The sequence below is a fragment of the Xanthomonas floridensis genome, assembly GCF_001642575.1.
In the GTDB taxonomy this organism is placed as follows: Bacteria; Pseudomonadota; Gammaproteobacteria; order Xanthomonadales; family Xanthomonadaceae; genus Xanthomonas; species Xanthomonas floridensis.
This window is the reverse complement of sequence record NZ_LXNG01000045.1, coordinates 163,408-176,194: the sequence shown is the minus strand read 5'-3', so window position 1 is coordinate 176,194 and position 12,787 is coordinate 163,408. Positions and strand designations below refer to the sequence as shown.

Here is a 12,787-nt window from a genome sequence, read left to right as displayed (position 1 = left end):
CGGCACCGCCGCACGGCCTGGAGACCGCTGCACGCTCGGCGCAGACGCGCCGGGCCTCATCATGCGAGGCAATCGATGAAGATCAGGCACACCCTTGCTGCGCTGCCGACCCTGGCCGCCAGCCTGCTCTGCGCCCCCGCGCAGGCCGCCGATGCATTCGACCCGGGCAAGCATATCGGCGGCGACTGGGGCGGGGCGCGCAGCGCACTCGCCGAACAGGGCGTGGAATTCAAACTGGCCCATTTCAGCCAGACCGCGCACAACCTCTCCGGCGGAGAACGCGAGACCACCGCCTACGCCGATCAATTCTTTCTTGGCGGCTACTTCGACCTGGACAGGCTCTGGGGCTGGACCGGCGCCGACTTCAAGCTGGAGATCACCAACCGCAACGGCGACCTGATCAACACCAAGGCCGGCATTCCCACCCTGTTGCAGGCACAGCAGATCTTTGGCCGCGGCCCGGTCACGCGCCTGACCCAGTTCTCGCTGACCCAGCGCCTGCTCGACGACCGCCTGTCGCTGAAGGCCGGCCGCATCTACCCCAGCGCGGACTTCTTTGCCTTGAACTGCAACTTCCAGCACCTGACCTTCTGCAGCGGCGGCTCGTCCAACACCATCAGCAACAACTGGTATGGCGACCCGCTCAGTGCCTGGGGCGGCGTGGTCACCTTCAGCCCGGACAAACGCTGGTTTTTTCGCGTCGGCGGCTACGATGCCAACCCGCAGAATCGCTCCACCGACCAGGGCCTGAAACTGCGCACCTCCGGCGACGACCACGGCACGCTGATGGTGGCCGAGGTGGAATTCAAACCCGACTACGGCAATGGCCTGGATGGCGACTACCGCATCGGTGCAGTGCGCAACAGCAACGATCAACCGCGGGTCTACAACCAGATCGGCCTGCCCACCAGCCTGAGTGCGAGCCCGGCCACGTTGCAGGACACCGATCGCGCGTTCTACGCGAACGCCGAACAGCAACTCACCAGCAATGGGGAAGGTGGCGGCCTGCGCATCTTCGCCAGCGTCATCGATGCCGACGACGAGGTCAGCACGGTGGGCCAGGTCGTGGCGCTCGGCGCGTTCTGGAAGGGCGTGTTGCCCGCACGGCCGAACGACCGCATCGGCCTGGCATTCGGCCGCAATGCACTCAGCGACCGATTGCGCAACGCCCAGCGTGCCTACAACCAGCTGCCGAGCGGCGCGGGCGCGATCGAGGTGCAGCGCTACGAGTATCCGATCGAACTCAATTACAACATTGCCGTCAGCCGCGGCATCGAGATCATGCCCAGCGTGCAGTACATCCGGCATCCCGGCGGACGCGATGTCGATCACGCCACCCTGCTCGGCCTGCAGGTCAGCCTGAACTTCTAGTCGCGCAGCGCCTGGCCGACGCCTGCATCCGCGCGGCGAGCCAGGTCGCTCCAACGTCGGTCGCGCACCGTCACGCGCGAGCCTCACCGCCCCTGCAACGGACCTTTCGATGGCCACGCAGCAAACCCAACGCCTCGCCCGCTTCCTGATCGCGCCGTCGATCCTGTTGTTGCTGGCGTGGATGATCGTGCCGCTGGCGATGACAGTGTGGTTCTCCACACTGCATTACGACCTGCTCAACCCGGACAAGACCTTCGTCGGGCTTGGCAACTTTCGCTACTTCCTGAGCAACCCCGCCTTTTTATCCTCGCTCGGCAACACCTTGCTGCTGGTCGGCTCGGTGCTGGCGATCACCGCCGGATGCGGCGTGCCGATCGCCTTGCTGCTCGACCAGGCATTCGTGGGCCGGCGCATCGTGCGCCTGTTGCTGATCGCCCCGTTCTTCGTGATGCCCACGGTCAGCGCGCTGATCTGGAAGAACCTGCTGATGCACCCGGTGTCCGGCTTGCTGGCGTGGCTCTGGCAGTCGCTGGGGCTGACGCCGATCGACTGGTTCACCCAATACCCGATGCTGTCGATCATCCTGATCGTGGCCTGGCAGTGGCTGCCGTTCTCGGTGCTGATCCTGCTGACCGCGCTGCAATCGCTGGACGAAGAACAACAGGAAGCGGCGTTGATGGATGGCGCCGGTGTGTTCGACCGTTTCTTCCATCTCACGTTGCCGCATCTTGCGCGCCCGCTGACCATCGTGGTGCTGATCGAAACGATTTTCCTGTTGACGGTCTTCGTGGAGATCTACGTCACCACCGGCGGCGGCCCGGGCATGCAGACCACCAACCTGGCCTACCTGATCTATTCGCAGGCGCTGCTGCAGTACGACGTCGGCGCCGCCTCCGCCGGCGGCCTGATCGCGGTGGTGCTGGCCAACCTGGCGGCGATCTTCCTGGTCCGCATCGTCGGCAAGAACCTGGAGACCTGAGATGGCCCGTCGCGCGCCCGCCATGCAAGTGCTTGCCACCACCCTCGCCGCCTGGACGCTGGGCGGGGTGATGTTCTTCCCGATCCTGTGGATGTTGCTGACCAGCTTCAAGCGCGAGATCGATGCGTTTTCGACCCCGCCCAGTTTCCTGTTCTTCCACTGGACGCTGGAAAACTACGCCGCCGTGCAGGCCCGCAGCGATTACCTCGCGCACGCGTGGAATTCGGTGGTGGTGGCGCTGGGCTCCACGTTGATCGCACTGGTCATCGCCATTCCCGCGGCCTGGTCGATGGCATTCGCACCGACCCGGCGCACCCGCAGCATCCTGCTGTGGATGTTGTCGACCAAGATGCTGCCGCCGGTGGGCGTGCTGGTGCCGATCTACCTGCTGTACCGCGACTGGGGCCTGCTGGATACCCAGCTCGGCCTGGTGATCGTGCTGTGCCTGGGCAACCTGCCGATCATGGTGTGGATGCTGTTCAACTACTTCAAGGACATCCCCAGGGACATCCTGGAAGCGGCGCGCATGGACGGCGCCACCATCGGCAAGGAGATCCTCTACATCCTGGCACCGATGGCGGTGCCCGGCATCGCCTCCTCGCTGCTGCTCAACGTGATCCTGGCCTGGAACGAGGCGTTCTGGTCGCTGAATCTGTCCTCGTCCAAGGCCGCACCGCTGACCGCCTTCATCGCCTCCTACTCGAGCCCGGAGGGCTTGTTCTGGGCCAAGTTGTCGGCCGCATCGACCATGGCGATCGCACCGATCCTGGTGCTGGGCTGGTTCTGCCAGAAGCAACTGGTGCGCGGGCTGACCTTCGGCGCCGTGAAATAACTCAACTCACGCAACAGGTGGTTCATGGGACACATCACGCTGCAAGCTGTCAGCAAATCCTTCGGCGACACGCAGGTCATCCACGGTGCCGACCTGGAGATCGACGACGGCAAGTTCGTGGTCTTCGTCGGCCCGTCCGGCTGCGGCAAGACCACCTTGTTGCGGCTGATCGCCGGGCTGGAAGACGTCAGCGGCGGGCGCATCCTCATCGATGGCGAAGATGTCACCGCGCTGCCGCCGGCCCGGCGCGGGCTGTCGATGGTGTTTCAGTCGTATGCGCTGTATCCGCACATGAGCGTGCGCAAGAACATCGCCTTCGGGCTGAAGATGGCGCGCGTGCCCAAGGCCGAGATCGAGCGGCGCGTGGCGCAGGCCGCCACCGTGCTCAACCTCACCGACTATCTGGACCGCAGGCCCGGGCAGTTGTCCGGCGGCCAGCGCCAGCGCGTGGCGATCGGCCGCGCCATCGTGCGCGAACCCAAGGGCTTCCTGTTCGACGAACCGCTGTCCAACCTGGACGCCGCCTTGCGCGTGCAGATGCGGCTGGAAGTCACCCGCCTGCAGAAACAACTCAGGACCACCGCGGTCTACGTCACCCACGATCAGGTCGAGGCGATGACCATGGCCGACGAGATCGTGGTGCTGCAGGCCGGGCGCATCGAGCAGGTCGGCACGCCGCTGGAACTCTACGAGCGCCCGGCCAATGTGTTCGTGGCCGGCTTTATCGGCTCCCCGCGCATGAACCTGCTGCAGGGCGAGGTGGCCGCGCGCCATGGCGCGGTCACGCTCGGCGTGCGCCCAGAACATATCGCCGTGCACCGCGGCAGCGCCCCGGCCACTGCCGGCGGCGAAGCCTGGCAGGGCAGCGTGATCCAGGCCGAACACCTGGGCAGCGACACCTTCGTCTACGTGGAGATCCCCGGCGTGGGCACCGTGGATGCGCGCTGCACCGGCGACCTGCGCGTTGCCGTGGGCGACACCGTCACCTTGATACCCGATCCGCAGCACCTGCATCGCTTCGACGCCGGCCAGCAGGCCATGCGCTGAGCGCTGCAGCGTTCACCCGTTCCCTCCCCCACGTGCAAGACCCAGCAGGAGACATGCGATGTATCTGGACAAGTTCAAACTCGATGGCCGCGTGGCGGTCGTCACTGGCGGCGGCCGCGCGATCGGCCTGGCCATCTGCGACGCGCTGGCCGAAGCAGGCGCCAAGGTGGTGATTGCCGACCACGACATCGCCGTGGCCGAGCAAGGTCTGGCCACCCTGCGCAGCAAGGGCCTGGATGCGGAGATCGTGCAGATGGACGTCACCGATTCGGCGCGCGTGACCCAGGTGGCCGACGAGCTGCACGCCAGGTTCGGCAAGGTCGACATCCTGGTCAACAACGCCGGCATCGCGCGCAGCCAGACCCCGGCCGAAACCGTCACCGACGAGCACTGGCTCAATGTCATCGACGTCAATCTCAACGGCACCTTCTGGTGCTGCCGCGCCTTCGGCAAGCACATGCTGGACGGCGGCGACGGCGCCATCGTCAATGTCGGTTCGATGTCCGGCTTCATCGTCAACAAGCCGCAGGCGCAGGCGTACTACAACGCTTCCAAGGCGGCGGTGCACCACCTGACCAAATCGCTGGCCGCCGAATGGGGCAGCCGCGGCGTGCGCGTCAACGCGGTGGCGCCGACCTATATCGCCACGCCCTTGAACGCCTTCGTCAAGGAAGACCCGGCGATGTACGCCGCCTGGATCGGCGGCACGCCGATGGGGCGGCTGGGCGAAGTGGAAGAAATCGCCTCGGTCGCGCTATTCCTGGCCTCCCCTGCCGCCAGCCTGATGACCGGCAGTATCGTGCTGGCCGACGGCGGCTACACCTGCTGGTAAGCCATGTCTTCGACCAACAAGGCCGTGTTCATCGGCGTGGACGTGGGCACCGGCAGTGCGCGCGCCGGGCTGTTCGACGCGCGCGGCCACCTGCTCGGCAGCGCGCGCCATCCCATCCAGACCTGGTATTTGCCCGGGGAGATGGTCGAGCAATCGTCCGCGGATATCTGGCAGGCCTGCGTGCAGGCGATCCGCGCGGCGGTGGCGCACGCCGGCGTGGATGCCGCGCGGGTGGCCGGGATTGGCTTTGACGCCACCTGCTCGCTGGTGGCGGTGGCCGCCGACGGCGGACCGGTGTGCATCAGCCCTGGCGGCCAGCCCGAGCGCGACGTGATCGTGTGGATGGACCACCGCGCCGTCACCCAGGCCGACCACATCAACGCCACCGGCGACCCGGTACTGCGTTATGTCGGTGGGCAGATTTCGCCGGAAATGCAGATCCCAAAGCTGCTCTGGCTCAAGCAGCATCTGCCCGACAGCTATGCGCGTGCCGCGCACCTGTTCGACCTGGCCGACTGGCTGAGCTGGCGCGCCACCGGCAGCACCGACCGCTCGCTGTGCACGGTCACCTGCAAATGGACCTATGTGCAGCATGCCGGCGGCTGGAGCCCGGCCTTCTTCGAACGCATCGGCATGGCCGAGTTGCTCGGCGATCACGCTGCGCGGATCGGCAGCCGGATCGTTGCGCCGGGCACCGCACTGGGCCAGGGGCTGACGCCCACGGCGGCCGGCGAACTCGGTCTGCAGGCCGGGATCGCGGTGGGCGCGGCGTTGATCGATGCGCATGCCGGCGCCGTCGGCACCCTCGCCAGCCCCGCCGCGGACGGCCAGCCGGTGCCGCTCACCGCGCGCGCGGCCTACATCCTGGGCACCTCGGCCTGCGTGCTGGTGAGTACGCAGGCCGCGTGCTTTACGCCCGGCGTCTGGGGACCGTATGGCGCGGCACTGGTACCGGGGCTGTGGCTCAACGAAGGCGGGCAGTCCGCGGCCGGCGTGGCGATCGACACGCTGGTGCGCTCGCATCCGGGGTACGCCGACGCCAGCGCGCAGGCCACGGCAGCCGGGCTGGATGTCCTGCAGTGGCTGGAGCAACGCATCCTGGCGCAGGCGCGGACGCCCTCGCACGCCGCCTTGCGCGCGCACGGGCTGCACGTGCTGCCGGACTACCTGGGCAACCGCTCACCCGCCGCCGACCCCAGCGCCCGGGCGGTCATCGTCGGGCTCGGCATCGACCACGATCTCGATGGCCTGGAGGCGCTGTATATCGCGGGGATCTGTGGACTGGGCTACGGGCTGGCCGACATCCTCGATGCGCTGCGCGCGCAAGGCGTGTGCATCGACAGCGTGATCATGAGCGGAGGGGCAAGCCACAGCCGGCTGGTACGCCAACTGATGGCCGACGCCTGCGGCATCCGGATGGACGTGGCCGCCACGGCCGAACCGGTGCTGCTGGGCAGCGCGATGCTGGCAGCGGTGGCCAGCGGCGCCTACGCCGACCTGCCTGCAGCGATGGCGGCAATGAGCGCACTGGGCGCTGGCACCGCGCCGACGCCGGCAGACATCGCACGTTTCCACGCTGCAAAACGCCGCGGCTACACCGCCATGCAAGCGCTGGAGCGCTCGCTGCGGAGTGCGATGGCGCAGGCGACGCCCACCGGCTGACGACTGCTGTTTGAGGGGTATGTGCTCGGTCGTCCGTTGCAGACGGGCCACTTCCTGCCATCTGCGTCGATGACGGTGGTGCTGGCTCGCTGTGCGCCGAAATGGCAAGGCGGCTAATGCCGCTTAGGGCGAGCACGTTCTTGCGAGGATGTGCGGCCGCCGAAGGACGTGTAGTCGTCGGGCGTGCCTGGGCTGCGAGCTGGCAGCTGCACCAGTTACAGGCAGCGGTGCGCTCGTACTGCGCTGCACTGCGATGGCGATGGCGATGGCGGATGTCTAGAACTGCCTGAGGATGTCGAGCACTGTCTGACCAGTGCTTGCAGTCGTCCGCTACGGCCGGGCTGCGGCCAGGAGCCTGTTCCCATGTCGCGGCTTGCGACCTGGGCCATGGCGATTCGCACACAGACGGGCACTCATCCTGCTACCCATAACGCAACCGGCCCGCACAGGGCGGGCCGGTTGCAGATCGCCTGCCGACGACGCATTGCGCGTCGGCCATGCAGCAGCGATCAGTCGTCGTTCTTGGACATGTCTTCGTCGGCCACCACTTCGGCGGCGGCCCATTCCAGCGCTTCGCGCTCGGCACGCTCGCGTTCGGCCTTCTCGACTTCATCGATCAGCGCATTGTCGATCCGGCGGGCAGCGATCTCGCGCAGCGCCATCACGGTGGGCTTGTCGCTGGCATCGGCGTTCTCGATCAGCGGCTGCACGCCGTTGGCAAGCTGACGGGCGCGCTTGGAGGCCATCATGACCAGCTCGAAACGGTTGTTCACGACTTCCAGGCAATCTTCTACGGTAATGCGGGCCATGCGGGCTCCCGGCGACCAGCAATGGCCGCGCATCGAATGAGGGAAAGGGGGCGGAGTGTACGCCTGCACTGTGGGCCGGGCAACCGGCGCCCGTTCAGTTTCCTTTGGAATCAGCGACTTGAACGATGGCAACCGGCCCAACCGGCTGTTCCAGTGCGCAGAACGATGCGCCTGCCCTACCCGGTCTGGACACCGGCGTGATACACGCGGCTGGCAGATGACGGGGAAAGCATCCAACCCAATCGCCTTGAGACAAGCGCGACACACCTGCTGGTGACGGGTTGCCCGTCACTCGATGCGGGGTGTGGTTGCCAATGACAGTCAATGGTGGCCAGCAGCCAACTGGCAGCTGCGCATCGGGATTTCCTACCACTGCGCCCCTGCAACAGGAGCCCATCTGCAGCCATTGAAGACTGGCGCGCCCAGCAATCGCAGCGGCCGGCCGGCGAGCGGAACTGCGTGAAACTCCCGCCGACACGCACGCGACTCCGCGGCGCTACCCACGCCGCTTGCGCGGGCCGCTGGCGACGGGGAGTCAGCTGCCCTCAGTCCAGCAAGGCCTGGATCAGCTGCGCATGCCGCTGCTGCTGCGCCTGCCGACGCAAGCGGCTGGCGGTGAAGATGGCGCACATTTCCGACACCGCGGTGTCGAAGGTCTCGTTGATGATGACGTAGTCGAACTCTTCGAAATGCAGCATCTCTTCGCGCGCGGCCGCCAGGCGCTGCGCCATCACGTCCTCGCTGTCCTGACCGCGTTTGCGCATGCGCTCGTCCAGCGCCTGGCGCGACGGCGGCAGGATGAACACGCTCACCGCATCGGGCACCTTCTGCCGCACCTGGCGCGCACCCTGCCAGTCGATCTCCAGCAGCACATCATGGCCGGCGGCCAGTTGCGGCTCCACCGACTGCCGCGCGGTGCCCTTCCAGTCGCCGTGCACCAGCGCGTACTCGAAGAAATCACCCGCTTCGATCATGCCCTGGAACTCGTCGGCAGAGACGAAATGGTAGTGCTCGGCATGCCGCTCGCCCGGCCGCGGCGCGCGCGAGGTGAACGAGATCGACAAGGCGATCTTCGGGTCGCGTGCCAGGGTGGCGTTGACGATGCTGCTCTTGCCGGCGCCCGAGGGGGCCGCAACGATATAGAGAGTGCCGCGCATTTTAGGGAATAGGGAGTCGAGAATAGGGAATGGGGCACCGCGCAAAGCAAGCAGGCCAAGGGTGAATCGTACCTGCTTTGACGATTCCCCATTCCCGATTGCCTATTCCCGGCTATTCGATGTTCTGCACCTGCTCGCGGATCTGGTCGATCAACACCTTCAGATCCACCGCGGCATTGGACGTGCGGCTGTCCACCGACTTGGAGCCCAGCGTGTTGGCCTCGCGGTTGAACTCCTGCAGCAGGAAATCCAGCCGGCGGCCCACCGGTTCGCGCTGCTTGAGCACGCGGCGGATCTCGCCGATGTGGCTGGACAGCCGGTCAAGCTCCTCGTCCACATCAAGTTTCTGCAGCCACAGCACCAGTTCCTGCTCGGCGCGGCCCGGATCCACCGGGTGCGGCAGGTCGGCCAGGCGTGCGGCCAGCTTGGCGCGCTGGCCTTCGCGGATCACCGGGATCAGGCTGCGCACCTCGGCGGCGATGCGCTCGATCGCGTCCACCCGTTCGCTGATCGCCTCGGCCAGCTTGGCGCCCTCACGCTCGCGTGCGCCGACGAAGCTGTCCACCACCTCATCCAGCAACGCCAGCGCCTGCGCCTGCAGGGCCGGCGCATCCACGTCCTGCACCTGCAGCACGCCCGGCAGCTGCAGCAGCTCGGTGAAGCCCACCTGCAGCCGGGGGAAGCTCGCATCCAGGCGGGTGGCCAGCGCACCCAGTTCCTGCAGCAGCGCCTCGTTCACCGCCAGGGTCTGCGCGTTGTCCGGCGCGCGCAGGCGCAGCGTCAGGTCCAGCTTGCCGCGGCTGTTCCTGGCTGCCACGCGCTCGCGCAGCAGGGGCTCCAGCGCACGCAATTCCTCCGGCAGGCGCGTGCCCACTTCCAGAAAGCGGTGGTTGACCGAGCGCAGCTCGCAACCGAGCGTGCCCCAGGGCGTGATGCGTTCGCCGCCGGCAAACGCGGTCATGCTTCGGATCATCGTCAATCCCGTTCCATCAAAGCGCGAATGGTACCCTAGCCGCCCGCGCTGGCTGACCGCCCCGCCACGCGCCGACCGACCACCTCCCGACTTCCGGACTCACGCATGACCTTTTCCCGTTCCAGCGGCCGCATGGCCGATCAGCTGCGCCCGGTGCGCATCGAACGCTCCTTCACCCGCCATGCCGAAGGCTCGGTGTTGGTGAGCTTCGGCGACACCCGCGTGCTGTGCACCGCCAGCGTGGAAAACCGCGTCCCGAACTTCCTGCGCGGCAAGGGCGAAGGCTGGGTCACCGCCGAATACGGCATGTTGCCGCGCTCCACCCACACCCGCTCCGACCGCGAAGCCGCACGCGGCAAGCAGGGCGGACGCACGCTGGAAATCCAGCGCCTGATCGGCCGCGCATTGCGCGCCTGCGTGGATCGCAATGCGCTGGGCGAGCGCACCATCACCCTGGACTGCGACGTGCTGCAGGCCGATGGCGGCACCCGCACCGCTGCCATCACCGGCGCCTACGTGGCGCTGGCCGATGCGGTGAACCTGCTGCTCAAGCGTGGCGACATCAAGAAGCACCCGCTGATCGGCGCGGTGGCGGCGGTGTCGGTAGGCATCTACCGCGGCGAGCCGGTGCTGGACCTGGATTACCCGGAAGACAGCGACTGCGACACCGACATGAACGTGGTGATGAACGATGGCGGCGGTTTCATCGAGCTGCAGGGCACTGCCGAAGGCCATGCCTTCCGTCGCGAAGAACTCAATGCGCTGCTGACGCTGGCCGAAAAAGGCATGGGCGAGCTGTTCGCGCTGCAACGCGCCGCGCTGGCCGGATGAAGCGCCGCATCGCCCTGACCACCCTGCTGGTCGCCGACTACGACGCGGCCATCGCCTGGTACACCGGCGCGCTGGGTTTCCAGGTGCTGGAAGACCGCGCACTGGGCGTCGGCAAGCGCTGGGTGGTGATCGGCCCGGGCAGCGCGCAGGAGGCGGCGTTGCTGCTCGCGCAGCCAGGCGATGCCGCGCAGCGGGCGCGCATCGGCGACCAGACCGGCGGGCGTGTCGATCATTTCCTCTACACCGACGACTTCTGGCGCGACCACGCGGCGATGCAGGCGTTTGGCGTGGAGTTTTTAGAAACCCCGCGCGAAGAACCGTACGGCACGGTCGTGGTGTTCCGCGACCTGTACGGCACCAAGTGGGATCTACTGGAGCCCAGCCAATGAAGCAACTGGTCTTGGCCAGCGGCAACGCCGGCAAGCTGGAAGAACTGCGTGCCATGCTGGCCGGTCTGCCGCTGCAGATCGTGGCGCAGGGCGAGCTGGGCGTGGACGACGTGCCGGAAACCGGCCTGACCTTCGTCGAGAACGCGCTGATCAAGGCGCGCCATGCCAGCGCAGTGACGGGTTTGCCGGCGCTGGCCGACGACTCCGGCCTGATCGTCGATGCGCTTGGCGGTGCGCCCGGCCTGTACAGCGCGCGCTATGCCGGCAGCCCCACCGACGCACACGCCAACAACGCCAAATTGCTCGAGGCGATGCGCGAGGTGCCGGCCGAACGCCGCAGCGCGCGTTTCTATGCGGTGATCGTGCTGCTGCGCCATCCGGAAGATCCGCAACCGCTGATCGCCGAAGGCAGCTGGGAAGGCGTGATCACCACTGCGCCGCGCGGCGACGGTGGGTTCGGCTATAACCCGGTGTTTCTGGACCCGGTGTACGGCCTGACCGCAGCAGAAATGGACAGCGCCCTGAAGAACCGCCTGAGCCACCGCGCGGTGGCGCTGGCCACGCTGCAGCACAAGCTGCATGCGCTGGCGCTGTGACCAACGCGTCGCGCCATGCCTGACCTGATTCCGCCCCCGCTCTCGCTCTATGTGCACCTGCCCTGGTGCGTGCGCAAATGCCCGTATTGCGATTTCAATTCGCATGCGGCCAAGGGTGCGTTGCCGTTCGAAGACTACGTGGATGCGCTGACCCGCGACCTGGATGCGGATCTGCCGCTGGTGTGGGGCCGGGTGGTGCATTCGGTGTTCTTCGGCGGCGGCACGCCCAGCCTGTTTCCGCCCGCGGCGATCGACCGGTTCCTGCAGGCGGCCGCGGCGCGGCTGCGGTTTGCGCCGAATCTGGAAATCACCCTGGAAACCAACCCGGGCACCGCCGAACATGGCCGTTTCGAGCACTACCGCGCAGCGGGCGTGAACCGGCTGAGCTTTGGCGTGCAGAGCTTCGACGATGTGGCCCTGCAACGGTTGGGGCGCATCCACGACAGCGGCGAGGCCGAACGTGCGATCAAGCTGGCGCAGGATGCCGGCTACGACAATTTCAACATCGATCTGATGTACGCCCTGCCAGAGCAGACGCTGGCCCAGGCCGAGCACGATCTGGAACGCGCCTTCGCGCTGCAGCCCACGCATCTGTCGCATTACCAGCTCACGCTGGAACCCAATACGGTGTTCTTCGCGCGGCCCCCCAAGGGCATTCCCGACGACGATGCGGCCTGGGATATCCAGGAACATTGCCAGCGCCTGCTGGCCGAGGCCGGCTATGCGCAGTACGAAGTCAGCGCCTACGCCAGGCCCGGGCGGCAATGCGCGCACAACCTCAATTACTGGCGCTTTGGCGATTATCTGGGCATCGGCGCCGGGGCGCACGGCAAGATCAGCTCCGGTGCGCAGCAGCAGGTGCTGCGCCGCTGGAAACACAAGCATCCGCAAAGCTATCTGGCCAGTGCCGGCACGGCGGCGTCGATCGGCGGCGACGACATCGTGCAGCGCGAACGGCTGCCGTTCGAATACATGCTCAACCTGCTGCGGCTGCACGAAGGCTTCCGGCTGGGCGACTTCGAAGCCTGCACCGGGCTGCCGGCCTCGGCGATTGCCGCACCGCTGGCGCGTGCGCTGGCGCAGGGTTGGCTGGTCGAGCACGACGGACGCATGCTGCCCACCGAACTGGGCCGCCGTTTCACCAACGACGTGGTCGAGCTGTTCCTGGACTGATTGCCACCGCGCACAGCTGAGCTGCCTGCGCCACGCAGGACTTGCGACTACGCGCTGCAAGATCATCATCCCCCAGATGCAGCTGGCGGCAGCATGACGCTGCATCCACGCGTTTGCAGATCGGCAACGGCCGCGC

General features: G+C 67.0%; 13 protein-coding genes. 10 read left to right on the top strand and 3 right to left on the bottom strand.

The genetic code is table 11. The features are described from left to right. Positions 1-75 precede the first annotated feature (75 nt). The 6 genes from A7D17_RS18840 to A7D17_RS18815 all read left to right on the top strand — a co-directional run bounded on the left by A7D17_RS18840 (position 76) and on the right by A7D17_RS18815 (position 6,723). Positions 76-1,371 carry a carbohydrate porin gene (locus tag A7D17_RS18840; protein ID WP_064510498.1) on the top strand — a complete coding sequence of 432 codons (1,296 nt, stop codon included), beginning with the start codon at positions 76-78 and terminating at the stop codon, positions 1,369-1,371. A 109-nt stretch (positions 1,372-1,480) separates the two neighbouring features. After that, the gene (locus A7D17_RS18835; protein ID WP_064510497.1) at positions 1,481-2,350 is read left to right on the top strand and encodes a carbohydrate ABC transporter permease; all 870 of its coding nucleotides are present in this window, start codon (positions 1,481-1,483) and stop codon (positions 2,348-2,350) included. Between the two features lies 1 nt (position 2,351). Further along, a complete protein-coding gene (locus A7D17_RS18830) occupies positions 2,352-3,182 on the top strand; it encodes a carbohydrate ABC transporter permease (RefSeq protein WP_064510496.1) in 831 nt (276 codons plus the stop codon). A gap of 24 nt (positions 3,183-3,206) precedes the next feature. Further along, complete coding sequence (locus tag A7D17_RS18825) at positions 3,207-4,229, top strand: ABC transporter ATP-binding protein (protein ID WP_064510495.1); 1,023 nt, start codon at positions 3,207-3,209, stop codon at positions 4,227-4,229. 58 nt (positions 4,230-4,287) lie between these two features. After that, positions 4,288-5,061, top strand: a complete 774-nt coding sequence (locus A7D17_RS18820) for an SDR family NAD(P)-dependent oxidoreductase (protein WP_064510494.1) — start codon at positions 4,288-4,290, stop codon at positions 5,059-5,061. A gap of 3 nt (positions 5,062-5,064) precedes the next feature. After that, positions 5,065-6,723 carry an FGGY-family carbohydrate kinase gene (locus A7D17_RS18815; protein ID WP_064510493.1) on the top strand — a complete coding sequence of 553 codons (1,659 nt, stop codon included), beginning with the start codon at positions 5,065-5,067 and terminating at the stop codon, positions 6,721-6,723. Between the two features lie 509 nt (positions 6,724-7,232). Here A7D17_RS18815 and rpoZ read toward each other — a convergent pair. The 3 genes from rpoZ to A7D17_RS18800 form a co-directional block, all read right to left on the bottom strand. Further along, entirely contained in the window at positions 7,233-7,532 is a 300-nt protein-coding gene (rpoZ, locus tag A7D17_RS18810) for a DNA-directed RNA polymerase subunit omega (RefSeq protein ID WP_002812428.1), read from the bottom strand. A gap of 545 nt (positions 7,533-8,077) precedes the next feature. Then, the gene (gene gmk, locus A7D17_RS18805; protein ID WP_064510492.1) at positions 8,078-8,689 is read right to left on the bottom strand and encodes a guanylate kinase; all 612 of its coding nucleotides are present in this window, start codon (positions 8,687-8,689) and stop codon (positions 8,078-8,080) included. A 112-nt stretch (positions 8,690-8,801) separates the two neighbouring features. Next, a complete protein-coding gene (locus A7D17_RS18800; RefSeq protein WP_064510491.1) occupies positions 8,802-9,662 on the bottom strand; it encodes a YicC/YloC family endoribonuclease in 861 nt (286 codons plus the stop codon). A gap of 105 nt (positions 9,663-9,767) precedes the next feature. Between A7D17_RS18800 and rph the strand changes: the two genes are divergently transcribed. From rph to hemW, 4 genes are read left to right on the top strand one after another with little or no spacing between them, the layout of a single operon-like run. Next, the gene (rph, locus tag A7D17_RS18795) at positions 9,768-10,493 is read left to right on the top strand and encodes a ribonuclease PH (RefSeq protein ID WP_064510490.1); all 726 of its coding nucleotides are present in this window, start codon (positions 9,768-9,770) and stop codon (positions 10,491-10,493) included. Continuing rightward, positions 10,490-10,882, top strand: a complete 393-nt coding sequence (locus A7D17_RS18790; RefSeq protein WP_064510489.1) for a VOC family protein — start codon at positions 10,490-10,492, stop codon at positions 10,880-10,882. Before rph ends, A7D17_RS18790 begins: the two co-directional genes overlap by 4 nt. Then, a complete protein-coding gene (rdgB, locus tag A7D17_RS18785; protein ID WP_064510488.1) occupies positions 10,879-11,478 on the top strand; it encodes an RdgB/HAM1 family non-canonical purine NTP pyrophosphatase in 600 nt (199 codons plus the stop codon). The genes A7D17_RS18790 and rdgB overlap by 4 nt, the downstream gene beginning before the upstream one ends. 15 nt (positions 11,479-11,493) lie before the next feature. Further along, positions 11,494-12,651: a radical SAM family heme chaperone HemW gene (hemW, locus tag A7D17_RS18780; RefSeq protein ID WP_064510487.1), complete on the top strand. Its 1,158-nt coding sequence runs from the start codon at positions 11,494-11,496 to the stop codon at positions 12,649-12,651. Positions 12,652-12,787: the final 136 nt, after the last annotated feature.